14 protein-coding genes are annotated in these 16,408 nt (G+C 64.0%); 6 read left to right on the forward strand and 8 right to left on the reverse strand.

Annotation, left to right across the window (positions count from 1 at the left end; all coding sequences use genetic code 11):
* Positions 1–268: 268 nt before the first annotated feature.
* Positions 269–1,633: a magnesium transporter gene (mgtE, locus tag B071_RS0112480; RefSeq protein WP_018527409.1), complete on the forward strand. Its 1,365-nt coding sequence runs from the start codon at positions 269–271 to the stop codon at positions 1,631–1,633.
* Here the strand turns inward: mgtE and B071_RS18670 are convergent.
* Positions 1,607–2,848: a sensor histidine kinase gene (locus tag B071_RS18670; protein WP_018527410.1), complete on the reverse strand. Its 1,242-nt coding sequence runs from the start codon at positions 2,846–2,848 to the stop codon at positions 1,607–1,609. The genes mgtE and B071_RS18670 overlap by 27 nt on opposite strands.
* A gap of 209 nt (positions 2,849–3,057) precedes the next feature.
* Between B071_RS18670 and B071_RS19310 the strand changes: the two genes are divergently transcribed.
* The 4 genes from B071_RS19310 (at position 3,058) to B071_RS0112510 (ending at position 7,154) form a co-directional block, all read left to right on the forward strand.
* Positions 3,058–4,203 carry a metal ABC transporter solute-binding protein, Zn/Mn family gene (locus B071_RS19310; protein ID WP_157703222.1) on the forward strand — a complete coding sequence of 382 codons (1,146 nt, stop codon included), beginning with the start codon at positions 3,058–3,060 and terminating at the stop codon, positions 4,201–4,203.
* 78 nt (positions 4,204–4,281) lie between these two features.
* A complete protein-coding gene (locus tag B071_RS17590; RefSeq protein ID WP_018527413.1) occupies positions 4,282–5,241 on the forward strand; it encodes a metal ABC transporter permease in 960 nt (319 codons plus the stop codon).
* Positions 5,238–6,410: a metal ABC transporter permease gene (locus tag B071_RS17595; protein ID WP_018527414.1), complete on the forward strand. Its 1,173-nt coding sequence runs from the start codon at positions 5,238–5,240 to the stop codon at positions 6,408–6,410. The genes B071_RS17590 and B071_RS17595 overlap by 4 nt, the downstream gene beginning before the upstream one ends.
* A gap of 6 nt (positions 6,411–6,416) precedes the next feature.
* A complete protein-coding gene (locus B071_RS0112510; protein ID WP_018527415.1) occupies positions 6,417–7,154 on the forward strand; it encodes a metal ABC transporter ATP-binding protein in 738 nt (245 codons plus the stop codon).
* Positions 7,155–7,216: 62 nt separating this feature from the next.
* Here B071_RS0112510 and B071_RS0112515 read toward each other — a convergent pair whose 3' ends face one another.
* The 7 genes from B071_RS0112515 to B071_RS0112545 all read right to left on the reverse strand — a co-directional run bounded on the left by B071_RS0112515 (position 7,217) and on the right by B071_RS0112545 (position 15,128).
* Positions 7,217–8,749, reverse strand: coding sequence for an HPr family phosphocarrier protein (locus tag B071_RS0112515; RefSeq protein WP_018527416.1), 1,533 nt, complete (start codon positions 8,747–8,749; stop codon positions 7,217–7,219).
* Positions 8,750–8,819: 70 nt separating this feature from the next.
* A complete protein-coding gene (rnr, locus tag B071_RS17600; RefSeq protein ID WP_018527417.1) occupies positions 8,820–10,970 on the reverse strand; it encodes a ribonuclease R in 2,151 nt (716 codons plus the stop codon).
* A 31-nt stretch (positions 10,971–11,001) separates the two neighbouring features.
* Positions 11,002–11,694 (reverse strand): HAD family hydrolase, encoded by a 693-nt coding sequence (locus B071_RS18680; RefSeq protein WP_018527418.1) that lies wholly within the window; start codon positions 11,692–11,694, stop codon positions 11,002–11,004.
* Positions 11,695–11,768: 74 nt separating this feature from the next.
* On the reverse strand, positions 11,769–12,515 hold the full coding sequence (gpmA, locus tag B071_RS0112530; protein ID WP_018527419.1) for a 2,3-diphosphoglycerate-dependent phosphoglycerate mutase: 747 nt from the start codon (positions 12,513–12,515) through the stop codon (positions 11,769–11,771).
* Between the two features lie 56 nt (positions 12,516–12,571).
* A complete protein-coding gene (locus tag B071_RS0112535; protein WP_018527420.1) occupies positions 12,572–13,150 on the reverse strand; it encodes an iron-sulfur cluster assembly scaffold protein in 579 nt (192 codons plus the stop codon).
* A 15-nt stretch (positions 13,151–13,165) separates the two neighbouring features.
* Entirely contained in the window at positions 13,166–14,401 is a 1,236-nt protein-coding gene (locus B071_RS0112540) for an aminotransferase class V-fold PLP-dependent enzyme (protein ID WP_018527421.1), read from the reverse strand.
* 118 nt (positions 14,402–14,519) lie between these two features.
* Positions 14,520–15,128, reverse strand: coding sequence for a superoxide dismutase (locus B071_RS0112545; protein ID WP_026245220.1), 609 nt, complete (start codon positions 15,126–15,128; stop codon positions 14,520–14,522).
* 170 nt (positions 15,129–15,298) lie between these two features.
* Between B071_RS0112545 and B071_RS0112550 the strand changes: the two genes are divergently transcribed.
* The gene (locus B071_RS0112550; RefSeq protein ID WP_018527423.1) at positions 15,299–15,904 is read left to right on the forward strand and encodes an urease accessory protein UreH domain-containing protein; all 606 of its coding nucleotides are present in this window, start codon (positions 15,299–15,301) and stop codon (positions 15,902–15,904) included.
* The last annotated feature ends 504 nt before the right edge of the window (positions 15,905–16,408 follow it).

Below are 16,408 nucleotides of genomic sequence, written 5' to 3' on the forward strand. Positions count from 1 at the left end.
GGTGCTCCCGAGGGTGAAGGATGCCGCTGCGCCTGCAGCGGAGGGTCCCGGCCGGAGAGACCCCGGGGACGGGACGGAAGGGGAGTATAAAAGGCCTTCCCCGGGAGCTCAAGGGCGGGACCGGAGCCGACGGGGTCTTTGCCTTGTATCGTCTCGTGGGGTATTCTTGACTTCCTCTTGACTCCCCCGCAAGCACCCGACGGGGCTTTGGGCCGATCTCGGGTGCCGGGGTTTCAAGCTGCCTGGTAAATACCCGAGGAGGAGCCCCATGTTACTGGACCTGAAGGCGATCGAGACCTGGGTGGAGGAGCTTCGGGAAGCCCTGCACCAGGAGGATGCCCCGAGAGCAGCCCGTTGCGCAGCACATCTGTCTTCGCGCCGGGTAGCGAGGGAACTTGGCCAGGCTGAGCCCGAGCTGATTGTGGCGGTTCTTTCTTCCATGGATGCCACCAGGGCCGGACGCGTGGCCGGGTACCTTCCTCCACCTGCGGGAGCGGCGATCCTCTCGTCCATGCCGCCAGCCGAGGCGGGGCTGCTCCTCGGGGCAGTTCCGTCCGATCATGCGAAGCATCTCCTGCAGTCCCTGCCCGCCCCGGCCCGGGACGAGGTTGTGGCGGGGCTGGCCCCCGCTACGAGGGAGACCCTGGAGGCCCTCTCCCGCTACAGCCCCGAAACGGTCGGCGCAGCCATGACAACCTCTTTTCTGGTCATTCCTCCCGATGCCCTGGTGGCACACGCCCTGGACGCGATCACCTCGGCCCCGCCGGAGATCGAGAAGAGCACCTATGTCTACGTGGTGAACCAGGCGGGGGCGCTTCTCGGCGTCGCCTCTGTGCGCGATCTGGTGCGCGCATCGGCACAAGAACGGGTTAAGAACATCATGGCCGACAGGGTAATCGCGGTCCGGACCGGTGATTCCGCCGTTGAAGCAGCCAGGGTGCTGCGGAACCGCCGTTACGCCATGCTGCCCGTCCTGGACGACGAGGACAGACTGAGGGGAGTGATTACCCTGGACGACGCAGCCGATATCCTGACCCGGGAGGTGGCCGATCAGTTCAGCAGCATGGGAGGCGACCGGGGTGATGAATCCTTCTTTACCACCCCTTTGGGGGCTGTGCGGCGGCGCCTTCCCTGGATGGCGAGCAACGTTCTGCTCAACCTGATCGCCGTGGCGGTCATTACCGGTTTCGAGGATACCATCGCCCGGGTAGCGATCCTGGCAGCTTTTCTGCCGATGATTACCGACATGGGTGGCAACGTTGGCATCCAGTCCCTCTCGGTGGCTATCCGGAGTCTGGCCCTGGGAGAGGCCCAGATCAGGGACGTCTCCAAAGCTCTCCGGAAAGAACTTCTGGTGGGAATCTGTAACGGTATCGTTCTGGGGGCGTTCTTCGGCGCGATCGCCCTGATCATGCGCGGCCAGTGGCTTCTGGGGGTGGTTGCCGGTACTGCCCTGGGCATAAACGTTGTCGTCGCCGGGATTGTGGGGGGATCGCTCCCCTTCCTGATCAAGAAACTGGGAAAGGACCCGGCCATGATGACGGGACCGTTGCTGACGACGATCACCGATGTCACGGGGGTGACGGTCTATCTCGGTTTGAGCACCCTATTTCTGGCGCGTCTGGCAGTCTGAGCCGAGGGCCAGATCTGCCGGGGGAACCCGCAGGGCAACCTCGACACGACTCTCGCCGTTCCGCACGATGGTGACGGCTCCGTCGTGACGCTCGGCCAGGGCCTGAACCAGGCGGAGACCAAGGCCGGCACCATCCCCACAGGACAGGCCCTCGGGGATGCATCCTCCGCTGTCGGAGACGGCCACCACGATCTGACCCTGCTGGTCCGAGTCGAGATGGACCGCCACATCAACGGGCTGTGCGCTCTCGGCGCAACGGCCGTACTTGTAGGCGTTGGTAACGAGCTCGTTCACGATGATCCCCAGGGAAACGGCGATGCGCGAGGGGAGCAGCAGGGGTTCCCCGGGAAAGGCGCAGACGATGGCATCCCCCGGATCCCCGTGGGAACGGGAGACATCGTGAACCAGGTCCCGCAGCATCGCCTGCAGGTCCACAATGGCGCCACAGCCCGAGCCTGATATCCGCTCGTAGACGCGGGCCAGGGTGCCCACACGATTCACGGCCTCCTCCAGGGCCAGCCTGACCTCGCTTCGCGAGGCCCCCGAGGCCTGGAGGGAGAGGAAGGAGCGCACCAGGGTGAGATCATTTTTTACCCGGTGCTGGACCTCGCTCAACAGGGTGTCACGCAGGGCGAGCTCTTTTTCCAGGAAGGCGATGCGCGAACGGAGAGCCTCTTCCTGATGGTTCGCCCCGGTGATAGGGCGCAGCCGGGCGAGGAGGAGCGAGTTTTCTCCGCCTTCCCCGGAACGGCCCTTCCGCGAGGAGGGCTCGCTCGACACCCGAGACGCCCGGAGCTCGAGGCGCAGGATATCCCCCGATACCTGGGGAAGGGTGATCGCACCCCGAACGGCGGGAGCATCCCCGGAGTTCCGGGAGGGGATCCCTGCCAGGGGGAGAAGTATGTCCCGGCACTGCGCCAGAGCTGCCCTCCCGACACTGCCCGGCACGCGGGAATTCCTGCAGGTGTCCCCGGGCCCACCCGGGGGGTGCGGGGCCCCGGAGGAGGAAAAGAGCGAGACCAGAAGTGTCTTGAGTTGACCCGGTGTGGCCCCCAGCAGGTCCACCACCAGAGGATCGTGAGAGAGGGTTTGCCGGGATATATCGAAGGAGAGAAACCCCTCGGGTTCGCGGGAAAGGGCGTCTGCCGAGGGACAGGTAGACCCCGGAAGCAACGGCGAATCGACCGATACCGTTCCGAAGGTTGTCTGTGCCATACTCTCCCTGATCGGCATAAGCCTACCATATATTAGACGATCTGTAAAATATTTTTGTTTCTTCCGGGAATTTTGCGTTTTTTCTCTACCCCGGCGTCTCTTGCGGGTTTCCGGGTTGACAAAAGAAATACTAAGTATTACTTTTTCCTCGCTATTTTAGTAGGCTATTTCTGTATTCGCTTCTGTATTCTGCGCCCAAGGAGGCTTCTGTGTTTCGTACTATTCCTTTTGCCGTGACTCGCGGCATCGCTGTCCTGATTCTGGTGGTGTCTGTCCTCAGTCCTGTCTGGTCCCGGGGGGGGCGGGAAGAGGCCAGGTCCGGTCTTGCCCTGGTGGCTACCACGGGGATGATCGGCGAGGCCGTTGCACGGATCGCTCCCGAGGCGGAGCTTACGGTACTTATGGGGCCGGGGACCGACCCGCACACCTATCTTCCCAGTGCGCGGGAGGTTCAGCGTATCCAGCAGGCTGATCTGGTGATCTGGAACGGACTCCATCTTGAAATCCAGATGGTTCGCACCCTGGAGTCTCTGGGGGATCGCGCTTTTGCTGTGGCCGAGGCGATACCGGCGCAGAAGCTCCTCCACTGGGACAGCACCGCTTCCTGTGGCCACGGGCATCACCATGGTCATGGGCACCACCATGGCCACGATCATCACCACGGTCACGGGCATCATCACGATCACGACTGCGATCACCACGATCACGATTGCGATTGCGATGATCACGATCACCATCACGAGGGGGACCATCACGGCCACGGACATCACCATGGTCACGGGCATCACCACGATCACGACCACGGCGAGTACGATCCCCACGTGTGGCACGATCTGGATCTCTGGATCATCGCTGTGGAGGCCCTGGTACACCGCCTCAGCCAACTCCGACCCGAGGAGGCCGAATTATTCCAGGAACGAGGCGCTGCCTACATCGCAGAACTGCGGGATCTCCAGACTGCTGCCAGACAAATTCTGGAGCCCCTTCCCCGGGAAAAGCGGGTCCTCGTTACCAGCCACGACGCCTTCTCCTACTTTGGACGGGCCTACGGGTTCGAGACCCGGAGTATCCTCGGCATCAGCACCGAAGACGAGGCCGGTGTGCGCGACGTACAGGACCTGGCCCGACTGATCGTGGAACGGGGGGTGGAGGTTCTCTTCTACGAGACCGCCATCGACCGTCGCTCCATGGTTGCCCTCCAGGAGGCCGTGCAGGCCCGGGGTAGCCAGATCAGAATCGCCCCGGCTCCTCTCTTTGCGGGAACGCTGGGAACCGAGGGTCCCGCCAGGACCTTCCTCGGCGCCTACCGGCAGAACGTGGAGACGATTGCTGCGGCGCTCCTTGGCGACAGCTGATCTTTCCGGTACCATGGGGCCCGAGAGTTCCCGGCAGTATCTGCCGGGAACGAGAAGCCCGCACATAGGGAGGAGCCCGTGTACCTGGATCACACCGTACTGATCGTCCTGTCCGGCAGCGCCCTGGCGGGGGCCATGGCGGGCGCAGTGGGGTGTTTCACCTACCTCAGAAAAGAGGGGCTCCTGGGGGGGATTGTGGCACACTCCTCCCTCCTTGGCATAACCGGGGCGTTTCTTCTGGGATCGCTCCTGGGTGGTGCAGAGCTGGCAGAGCGGTGGATTCTCCCGGGAGCCCTCCTGGGGGGAATCGTGAGCATGCTCTTCGTCTCTCTGGTAACCCGGGCCACACCGGTCAAGCCCGACACAGCCATGGGCGTCACGGTGGCCCTCTTCTTTGGAGGAGGGCTCTTCCTGCTGCGAATACTGCAGGCCTTGGCGCTGCCGGGGCACCGGGTCCTGCGGGACTACCTCTTCGGACAGGCAGCAACCATTACCCGGCAGGAGACGCTGCTTCTGCTGATTCTGGCCTGTTCCGTAGGGATCGGGCTCTTCCTGTTCTGGAAAGAACTCAAACTCTACAGTTTCGACCCCCACTTTTCGCTCTCCTCGGGCTATCCATCGCGGATTCTGAACCATCTCCTCATTCTGGTTGTGGTTGTGGCCGTTGTGGCGGGGCTTCGGACCATGGGAGTGGTCCTCATGGTGTCGCTACTGGTCAGTCCTGCCGCTGCCGCCCGACAATGGACAAAACGCCTGGGCACCATGATGGGGCTCGCCTCGATCCTGGGGGCGCTGGCGGGGGCGACAGGAACGCTCCTGAGCGCCACGGCCAGAAACGTTCCCACCGGTCCGGTGATAGCCCTGGCCGCAACTTCCTTCGCCCTGATCTCGCTTCTGGTGGCTCCCCGCAGGGGGATTCTCGCCCGCCTCGTTCAGCAGCGGCGGAACCGCAAAGAGTTTTTCCCTTTCCCGAGCCAGGACAGACCGGGCCGCGACAGGCCAGACCAGATCGGGCTCCATCCCGGAGGCCGGGCGTGAACTTTATCGTCTCCACGGTGCTGATCGCGCTTGTAACTGCTCTGGCCTGCTCCCTCCCCGGAGTCTTTCTGGTTCTGCGCCGCCTCTCCCTGGTGGCCGAGGGGATCAGCCACGCCGTCCTTCCCGGGCTGGTTGCCGCCTTTGCCCTCTCGGCGGCTCTGGGCGGAGCGGGGATTCTCCCCCCTGCCCTCGCACCGGTTCTGGTAATTCTGGCCCCCGCCCTGATCGGGCTTCTCCTCGTCTTCGGCGTGGAAACCCTCAACAGAACGGGGCTTCTCACCAGCGACGCCTCCCTGGGCATTCTCTTCCCTGCCCTTTTCAGCATCGGGGTGATCCTGGTGAGCCGGCGCTACGCGGGGGTTCCCCTGAGCGAGGGGTCCATTCTCATGGGCGACATCACCTTTGCCGCGCTGCAGCAGCTCCGGGTGGGGGATCTCCTCCTGGGGCCCCGGGCCCTGTACCGCATGGGGACCATCCTGCTCCTGAACGTCCTCTTTGTCCTCTTCTTTTACAAGGAGCTCAAGATCACCACCTTCGATCCCCTGCTGGCGATATCCCTGGGCATCAGCCCGGCAAAGATCCATTATGCCTTCACTGCCCTGGTGGCGATCACCATCGTGGGGGCCTTCGAGACGGTGGGGGCCATTCTGGTGGTTGCTCTTCTGACGGCTCCCGCTGCGGCGGCCTATCTGGTGAGCAAAACCCTTCCCCGGATGATCTTCTTCAGTTGCCTCATCGCTGCGGCGGGGGCCCTGGGGGGACTCTGGCTCGCCTGGCTTCTGGATTCTACCACCTCGGGCACCATGGCCATGGTGATGGGNCTCATCTTTCTGGGAACCCTGGCGACAGCCCCCCGGCGGGGCCTGATCGGCCGCTGGCGTCTTGTCCGGCGCCAGCGCCTGCGCTTTGCCGAGCAGGTTCTGGTGGCCCATCTGATTCATCACGCCCAGGGAGAACGGGCAGCGCCGGCCTGCAGCGAGGGAGGGATCTGCCTGCATCTCCAGTGGTCGCGGCCCTTTGCGGACCGCGTGGTCGCCCGGGCCCTGCTTCAGGGCACGGTGCGCCTGGACCAGGGAAAGCTTCTGCCCACCGAACGGGGCAGAACCTTTCATCGATCCTTTTCCTATCACGATTCCCCCCGATCTCCGGGTGGCGAAGCTCTGCCATGAGGTTCCATGACTACTGAACACGCTCCTTCAATACCCGCTCTGGCGATCAGCGATCTCACCGTGGCCTACCACGAGACACCGGTCCTCTGGGATATCTCCCTGACCGTTCCCGCCGGGTCGATCACCGGCGTGGTGGGGCCCAACGGGGCGGGGAAAAGCACCCTGATCAAGACAATCATGGGAATTGTTCCCCCCGCGGGGGGCGAGATCAGACTTTTTGGGGGTCTTTCCGGAAAGGAACGGCGTCGGGTGGGATATGTGCCCCAGCGCGCCAGCGTGGACTGGGACTTCCCGGCAACGGTTCTGGATGTGGTGCTCATGGGCTGCTACGGCCGTCTGGGGTGGTTCCGCAGGCCCCGCAGGGGTGATCTGGAACGAGCCCGGGAGGCCCTGGAGACCCTGGGTATCACCAATCTCGAGCATCGCCCCATCAGCGAGCTTTCGGGGGGGCAGCAGCAACGGACCTTTCTGGCACGCGCGCTTCTGCAGGACGCCGATCTCTACCTGATGGACGAGCCCTTTCAGGGCGTGGATGCCACCACCGAGCGAGCCATCGCCGGGGTCATGCGCCGGATGCAGGGGGAAGGCAAGACCCTGGTGGTGGTCCACCACAACCTTGAGACGGTGGAGACCTATTTCGATTCGCTGATCATGCTGAACGTACGGCTCATCGCCCAGGGCCCTGTGGCCGAGGTTTTTACGGAGCAGAGCCTGCGCGCGACCTACGGAGGGGGATTTCCCTGACCACCCCGGGCAGAACCCGTCTCCAGGGACGAGCGCGCGCCCGGGGTGGCGCCTGAGCCGAGCTAGCGCCTGAGGTAAATCAGCGACGCGGGCAAGGCGATATTGTTGCCAAAGCTGTCCTCGCCGTAGCCGTGCCGCGCCAGGGTCCGTATATCCTCAAGGACGCGCAGATCCCCCCGAAGCGTCACGGTGATGTCCGAGCAGATATCGATCTTGCCCGTAGCCAGCAGACGGGCAATACCACGGTTGGCGTATTCGCCGATGGTCTCGCCCGGAACCCGGGCAAAATCCTGAAGCTGCAAATCACCGGCGTAGAGAATAATCTTCTTCTCCTCCAGGAGGGCAAGAAAGATCGGCATCAGATCATCGCCGCCCAGGCGGTCTGCCACGGTGGCGACCTCCTCTGCCAGGCGGCGCCGTTTCAGGGCGTGGATCTTCTCGTTAAACCGGATGATATCCATGGCCGACGAGGCGTCGCAGGTCTCACCGTCGAGCTCCATCGTTACCTCTGTACCGTAGTGGAGGACGATTTTTGCCACCAGCGACGAGGGCCGCACGTGAAACCCCCGATAGACGGGGATCGGCACGGTGATCGACCCGATCTCGGCGTATTTCTGGAGCAGCATCCGGCAGAGATCCCGGGCCTTAGCCAGGTACCGCACGGAGAAGTTCAGGGCGTAGTCAAAAAGAAGCTCCCGGATTCGTTCTTCCCCCAGGAACCGTACGGGGAGCCCCCGGGCAGAGCAGAAGATCACGTGGCGTTCGTAGTAATGGCTGAGCGCTGTGGCGAGTTCCAGAAGGTGAAAGATGACCGTGGCGTGGCCCCGCAGGTAGGGAAGCCCCTTGTCGCGCTGCTCCGTTCTGGTTCCCGCCAGGGCGGTATCGTATTCGGCCTGGAGGTTATGAAACTCGTTCTCCGAGCGCCGGAGTTGCCGCTCGCAAAAGAGGTGGGGGATCGCTTCGGCCAGGGGACGCTCGCAGGCCGTCGCGTAGGCGCCGATGATTCCGCTGCTCTCCACCTGATTCAGGAAGGCCGTGGCCAGATCCGCCACGAAACGCTGCGCTTCGGGATTCAGCCGGCACTCCCGGTCGCCGGGCAGCAGAAAGGGGGGAACCTCGCGGCCCGAGCAGAAATCGTCGAAAATCGAATCCGGAAGCGAGAGCCCCTTCTCCCGAGCCATCTCAAGGAGCGCGTCCGAGACCTCGGCGAGCACCTCCGTGAGAACGCGGGCGGCCCGGTCTGTGGCTTCCAGGAAATCGTCGTCCAGGGGGAAGAGCGCGTAGAAGGGCGCGGCGTACTTCAGGTGCAAGACCTTGTACAGAAGATCCGAGGCGAGCTTCGCCGCCGCCGAAACGCTCCGGAAGGGCGCCCAGAAGGCGTTATCCCGCGCTCCGAAGGCGTCAAGAAGCTCCTCGAGCCGCCGGGTCTCCTGGATATATATCCCCAGAGGAGCCCGTTCCACGCACCCCTGCACATCGCGGCAGGAGATCACATACCGGCACAGCCGCGCGAGGCTGCGGCAGGCGCACTCCACGAAAGGGGAAAACTCCCCGGGATCGGCCGCCACGGGAAGCTTGGAACGCAAGGTTTTCACACTATACAGTATACGCTCCCCACCGGGGAGATTTCAAACAAAACCACAGGAGCGCCCAAACCAAAGAAAATCACCCCCGGAAGAGCTCCATATCGGCCTTCCGCTCCTGGGGGTTGACCCCCTTGATTGTGACCCTCACCCGGTCGCCCAGGGTGTAGACCGTGCCGGAGTCGCTCCCTTCCAGGCGATAGCCCTGGGCGTTCAGCTCAAACCGTTCCTTTCCCAGGGTGGAGATGTGGACGAGCCCCTCCACCAGATAGCGGTTCAGCTGTACAAAGAGTCCGAAGGAGGTTACCCCGGAGATGACCCCCGAGTAGACCTTCCCCGTTTTTGTTTCCAGATACTGGAGACTCTTGAGGCGGGTATAATCCCGTTCCGCCTCGGTGGCGTTCCGTTCCTTCTCCGAGGCGTGGGAGGCTACCTGGTCCAGCANGTCCTGCACTCCCCTGCGCAGGGCGATCCGGCCCGGAGCGATGTAACGCTTCAGCATCCGGTGGACCACCAGATCGGGATACCGGCGGATNGGCGAGGTAAAATGGGTATAGGCCTCGAAGCCCAGTCCGAAATGCCCGGCGTTATCCGTGCTGTACACCGCCTTGGGGAGCGATTTCAGGGCGAGCTTTTCCACCAGATCCTTGAACTCCAGGTTTTCTATGAGGGCCAGAATGTTGCGGTAGTCCTCGGGTTGCACCGTCTCGCCCAGATGATAGCGAATCCCCAGCTGTTCCAGCAGCTCCAGCAGCTGCTCCACGTCGCTCTCTTTCGGCTGCGGGTGCACCCGGTAGAGAAAGGGCCGTCTGTGCCGGGCCGCCTCTTTCAGGACAAACTCCGCCACCAGGCGGTTTGCCAGGAGCATGCACTCCTCTACCAGACGGTGGGCGTGCAGCCGTTCCACGGGGAGGATCGAGAGGGGGACCCCCTCCTCGTCCAGGGTGATCGTGGCGGCGGGGAGGTCCATGTCCACGCTGCCCCGGTCGCGGCGCTGGCGCCGGAGCATCTGCGCCAGGAGCTCCAGAATATGAAGGCTCGGTGCCAGAGGGTCGGACTCGCCCTGCAGGATTTCCTCCACCTCCTCGTAGGTGAAGCGCCGGGAACTCTGGATGACGCTCTCGGTAATGGTGAGATCGTGGACGGTACCGATGCTGTCCAGAACGGCGATCACCGAAAAGGCCAGGCGCGGTCTCCCGGGAACGAGACTGCAAAGGTCGTTGGAGAGATGCTCGGGAAGCATGGGCAGAACCTCGTTGACCAGGTACACCGAGGTGGCGCGCTCCCGGGCTTCCTTGTCCAGGGCGGAGCCCTCCTCCACAAAGTGGCTTACGTCGGCAATATGGACTCCCAGCTCGAAGAGCCCGTCGGGGCGCTGCTCGATCGAGAGGGCATCGTCAAAATCCCGGGCCGTGACAGGGTCGATGGTAAAACAGGTGAGATTCCGGAGGTCCTGGCGGGTTTTTTCGCGCAGGGCCTTCCGGGGAGTGGGCATCCTGATCGCCTCTGCCTCCTGAAGCAGCTCCTCGGGAAAGTTCAGGGGTAGCCCCCGGGAGAGCGCGATCAGGCGCAACTCGATACCGGAATCGTCCCGTCGCCCCACCAGTTCCAGGGGTTCCCCCTGGGGGTGCTTGCCGGGGTCTGTCCAGAGGGTCAGGCGGACACGAAGGATGTCCCCCTCCTGGAGGGGGCCGCCCGGGAGCCGGTCCTCGAACTGTGCCAGCGAGGCGGGCTCCAGGACCAGGGCCCGGGAGATGCGCTGGCCCTCGGGATAGAGACGGACCTCCTTGCCGCGCCTCCGGATGCGTCCCGTCAGGGGCTCCTGGTTGCGTTCCAGGACCTCGACGATTCGGCCGGCGGGCTTGTCCGAAGCGGTCCCGGGAAGGAGTTCCACCCGCACGATGTCCCCCGAGGCGGCCACCGAGAGATGATCGTAGGGAACAAGAATATCGGGACCCGTCGGAGTCTGGACAAAGCCGAACCCCCGGGCGGTAAGCGAGAGCTTGCCGGTGATGCCCTCCGATGAGGCACCTCGTGTCCGGCGGGGAGAGATCTTTCGGGGAGCGCCTCTTCTGGCGGATTCTTTTCTGGAAGCATCTTTTTTGGAAGCATCTTTTCTGGGAGCATCTTTTTTGGCGGTATCTTTTCTGGCGGCATCGTTCCCGGGAGATTTCTTTCGGGGTGCCTTCGAGCCAGAGGACTCCCTGCGAGGGGAGTCTGGAGTTCTTTTCATATACCATGAGTGACCGATAATTGCCCTGCGGTCAAGGGGTATCGACGGAAAGTGGCCCTTTCTGTGCCTCCGGCCGGGTCAGATCCAGGAGGAATTGGGGAAAGGCCTCCAGATCCTGGTCCTCTTCCAGCAGAAGCCCCGCGCCCCCGCGCAGAATAACCGGTTCCAGGTCCACGTCGTAGCGGTCTCCTGCCAGCAGAACTTCATCGGGAGGCGTACCGAGAAGATCCAGGGCCGCCTGAAAGATGGGCCACCCGGGTTTTGAGCATTCCCGGGTATCGAGCCCCACCAGAACGGGGAAGAGCCCGTCCAGGCCGAGGGCCTCCAGGGTGCGCCGCCCCGTCTCCTCGGGGTTGTTTGTGACGACCCCCAGGGGGAGTCTCCCGCCGAGTTCGCGAAGCGCCCCGGCCAGGACGGGATCGGGTTGCAGAAAATCCCCGGGCCGCAGAAGCTCCCTTCTCCAGAGGATGCTCTCTGCCAGGGGAACGCCCAGTTCCAGGAAGGTTGCAGCCAGGGAGGGCCTTCGGCCCGTGGCGNCAACGATNTCCTGCCGGGTCCTTGCCACGAGCGCGCGTGTCAGGGTCTGGTCCTCGTCCCGTTTCCGGGCCAGACGAGCCACCAGCACATCGGTCTGGTGCGCGAGATAGGGGCCGTTCCGGTAGAGGGTGTTGTCGATGTCGAAGAGGAGCGCCTTCAGGGGCCCCGAACCGGGGAAGTACTGCACGGGGAAACCTCAGCGGATAGAGGGCGCCGCAGGAGCGCGAGCCCCCTGCGGCGTGGTGAGAAGAGCAGGCTCGATCAGCCGCTCTTTCCCTGGTTTGCCACGGCCTGAGCCTTGGCAGCGATCGCATCCTGATCACCCAGGTAGTAGTTCTTCAGGGGCTTGAGATCGGCATCGAGCTCGTAGACCAGCGGGATTCCCGTGGGAATGTTCAGGCCCACGATCTCGTCGTCGCTGATGTTGTCCAGGTATTTTACCAGGGCGCGCAGGCTGTTGCCGTGGGCAGCGATGACCACCCGCTTGCCCGAGCGGATCACGGGAGCGATCGTGTCGTGCCAGAGGGGGAGGAACCGCTCCACCGTGTCTTTCAGGCACTCCGTCCGGGGCAGTTCAGCCTCGCCGAGGTCGGCGTAGCGGGGATCGTGGCCGGGGTACCGCTCGTCCGAGGTTTCCAGCGCCGGCGGCGGCGTGTCGTAGCTGCGGCGCCAGACCTTGACCATTTCTTCGCCGTGCTGCTCTGCCGTCTCGGCCTTGTTCAGCCCCTGGAGAGCTCCGTAGTGCCGCTCGTTCAGGCGCCAGCTCTTTTCCACGGGAATCCAGACCTGATCCATGGAGTTCAGGGCCAGGTGCAGGGTGTTGATCGCCCGTTTGAGGACGGAGGTATAGGCGATATCAAAGACAAAACCCTCTTTTTTGAGAAGGCGTCCCGCTTCGGCGGCTTCCTGGACTCCCTGCTCGGAGAGGTCCACATCGGTCCAGCCGGTGAAGCGATTTTGTTTGTTCCAGTCGCTTTCGCCATGGCGCAACAGGACAAGTTTGTACATGGTTGTGCTCCCTTGTATTGGATTAGAACCTAGAGTATCGAATGACCTGACCGGTGTCAACGCGGTTCCACCGATTCCCCCGGGCAGGGAACCTCGCCGAGGGCTTTCTCCAGGGCTTCCCAGCTCAGGGTTGCGCAGCGCTGCCGCCCGGGGGCGTGCTGCAGAAGCCCCAGCAGTTCCAGGTCCTCCTGCAACCGCGGCGCACGCGCTACGCCCTCGGGCAGACAGCTCCCGGGCAGGCGACCCCCGGGCAGACAGCCCTCGGGCTGCCCCTCCCCGCCCTGCTCCCGAGCCTTGCCCGTGACGAGGCCAATCATCCTGCGGCAAAGCTCCCGGACATCACGGGCCGGCAGGGCGCCTACCGCCTCCTGCGCCAGGGCAGCCGAGGCCTTGCATACGGCACAGCCCCGGGCCACAATACCCCGAACCTCGCCGGCCGGCCCCAGACAGACCGTGACAGAATCCCCGCAGCTGCGGTTCGTCACGGTGATCTCGGATCCCCCTTCGGCCACTCCGGCGTCCTCCCCGGCGGCCCCCTCCCGGGGGGAGACCCCGGCGGTGCCGGGGACATAATACCGCTTGACCAGCTCCAGCAGGAGCGTCTCCCAGGTCTCTCTTCCTTCGGGATCAGCCACGGTGGATACCCCGCTTTATCCCAGGATTCCGTAGAGCCGTTCCAGGGCGGCCACGAAGCGGTCGATCTCCTGGCGGGTGTTGTAGAGGTAAAACGAGGCCCGCACCGTCCCGGTAACACCAAAATGGGCCATCAGGGGCTGGGCACAGTGGAACCCCGTCCTGACGGCGATCCCCTGCTGGTCCAGCAGGCTTCCCACGTCGTGGGGATGGACACCCTCCAGAGCGAAGGAGAAGATCCCTCCGCGCCTCTGGATATCGCCGGGTCCGAAGGACCGCAGGTAGGGAAGCTGCCCGGCCACCTCCGTGATGTACCGCAGGAGATCGCGCTCGTGGGCGGCGATCTCCTCGAGGCCGATCCCGAGGAGATATTCCGCCGCTGCGGCCATTCCCACGGCACCGGCGATGTGGGGCGTTCCTGCCTCAAACTTCTCCGGCAGGTGGGCCCAGGTGGATCCCTCGAGGGTGACCTCCTGGATCATGTCCCCCCCGTAATGGAAGGGGTCCATCTCCTCCAGGAGTTCCCGCCGGGCGTAGAGCACGCCAATCCCCGTGGGGCCGCACATTTTATGGCCCGAGAAGGCAAAAAAATCGCAGTCCAGATCGGTCACGTTCACGGCGTGGTGACAGGCGTACTGCGCGCCGTCCACCAGGACCCGCGCTCCCCCCTGGCGGGCCCGGGCGACAAGGGCGGCCAGGTCCGGCATATAGCCGGTCACGTTGGACATGGCCGTGATCGCCACGAGCCGCACCCTCGGCCCCAGGGAGTCGCTGATCGCCTCATCGGTGAGAGCGCCCTCGGGGGTCATGGGGATATAGCGCAGGACGGCACCCGTTCTCTGGGCCACGTACTGCCAGGGAACGATGTTGGAGTGGTGCTCCATGGCCGTAAGGAGGATCTCGTCGCCGGGGCCGAGGACCTTCGAGGCCCAGGAATAGGCCACCAGGTTGATCGATTCCGTGGTCCCCCGGGTGAATATTACCTCCCCCTCCCCGGGGGACGCCCCCAGGAACCGGCGGAGGGTCTCCCGGGCGTTGTCGTAGGCTGCGGTGGCACGCTCGCTCATCTCGTAGACGCCACGATGGATGTTGGCGCTGTAGTCGCGGTAGTAGCCCTCCAGGGCGTCCAGGACGGGCCGAGGCTTGAGGGAGGTGGCTCCGTTATCAAAATAGATCAGATCCTTTCCCCGCATGGTCGAGGCCAGGCCGGGAAAGTCGTCCCTGATCGATTGTATGTCCAGTGTGGATATCATGGGTATCAATATACCTGTTTCGCGGGGGCTGCGACAACGAAGGCCACCACATCTCCCGGAGACAAAAGATCCCCGGCGGGGGGGCCGGGGATGAAAAATCGGGGGCTTCTTTTGTTCGTTAGCGCGCGGCCTGGTAGTTCTTCTCTACCTGGTCCCAGTTGATCACGCTGAAAAAGGCCTCGATGTAGTCGGGCCGGCGGTTCTGGTACTTGAGGTAGTAGGCGTGCTCCCAGACGTCGAGCCCCAGGATGGGGGTCTTCCCCTCCGTGAGAGGGCTGTCCTGGTTCGGGGTACTCGTCACCTCGAGCTCGCCCGCACCGTTCACCACCAGCCAGGCCCAGCCGCTGCCGAAGCGCGTTGCGGCGGCGTTGGCGAAGCTCTCCTTGAAGGCCTCGAAACTGCCAAAGGTCCGGGTGATCGCCTCGGCCACAGATCCCGAGGGGGCCCCGCCTGCACCGGGAGCAAGAATTGTCCAGAAGAGATTGTGATTTACATGACCGCCCCCGTTATTACGGACGGCCCCCCGGATCTTCTCGGGGAGTTCCCCAAGGCGGGCCACCAGATCCTCGGCGCTCCAGGAGGCGTACTCGGTGCCCTCCACGGCCGCATTGAGTTTGGTGGTGTAGGCCACGTGGTGTTTATCGTGGTGGATCGTCATGGTGGTTTCGTCGATATGGGGCTCCAGCGCGTTGTACGCGTAGGGCAACGCCGGTGTTTGAAAAGCCATTTGTGCCTCCTCGGTCTGGTTCGTCTGATTTTTGTACTGCGCCACCCTACGGGCGGGCTCTGCCAACTGTTCCACCCCAGGGGTGGCTCTCCCAAAAGGATAACAACAGAAGTCATGAAAGGGCAAATAATCTTCTTGAAGAGGGGCCCCGAGGAGTGTAGAATTCGGGGGTGCTCTGGTCGTCGTATCTGTCGGGACTGATCCTGGGGCTGGGGATATGCAGCCTCCACTGCTCGCTCGTTCTGGCCCCCCTGGTGGCGCACCTGCACAGCACCTGGCGCGGCGGGGTTCGCACGGCCCTGCTCTTCAGCCTGGGCAAGACGATCGCTCTCACGGCCTACGGTGGCCTGGCTGTCCTCATGGGATTTCTGGTCTACGATATCTTTCATCACCGGTGGATCACCTTTGCCGCGGGCATGGTGGTGGCGCTGCTGGGGATCTGGTTTCTCCTCTACAGCGGCCGCTGCGGGTGCCTGATGCGGGGAGGGTCTCCCCTGGTGCTGGGGCTCGTTGACGGGGCCGTACCCTGCGCTGCTACCTCGGGGTTCCTCCTGTTTCTGGCAACCCGCGGCGGGAGCCCCCTCCTGGGAATGGCCGGGGGGTTCCTCTTCGGTCTGGGCACTGCCACGGGCCCGGCCCTTCTGATCTGCGGACTGGCCCCCTCCCTGTGGAGACGCCTGGCGGGGAACTCCCGGGCCAGGCTGATCCTGAGGGTGGCGGGGTCGTCGGTTCTCTTTCTCTGGGCTATTCTCCTGCTGGCCGGAGCGGGGTTGTGACTCCTCCGGAAGGCCCGATCGGGAAAAGACTTCTTTGGGCAGCGGCAGCCACGGGCGCCAGCGGTCTTCTGGCCCAGATGGTGCTCCTGCGGGAACTGCTGGTGGTCTTTGCGGGGAACGAGCTCACCATCGGAATCATCCTGGCAAACTGGCTGGCCCTGGAAGCGGGCGGCTCCTTCCTGGCCCGCCACCTGGAGCAGCGGAACCCCGAGCCAGGGCTCTTCAGGTACTGCCTGGCCAGCCTGGCCTTTTGCGCTGCCCTCCTCCCGGCCCTGGGGGCGGTCCGCATGATCAAACCGCTCCTGGGTCTCTCGGTGGGAACGGTCCCGGGGCTCTCCACGGCTGCAGCGAGCACCTTTCTGGTCCTGGCACCGGTGGCGATCACCCACGGCACACTCTTCACCTGGGGCTGCTCCATGGCCTTCAGCAAGGGCTCCCCGGAAGGGCTTCTCCCCGGGGAGGCCCTCCCGGCGCGGGGCCTTCCGGCGAGCTCGATCTACATAC

The sequence above is a fragment of the Alkalispirochaeta alkalica DSM 8900 genome, from assembly GCF_000373545.1.
Classification (GTDB): Bacteria; Spirochaetota; Spirochaetia; order DSM-27196; family Alkalispirochaetaceae; genus Alkalispirochaeta; species Alkalispirochaeta alkalica.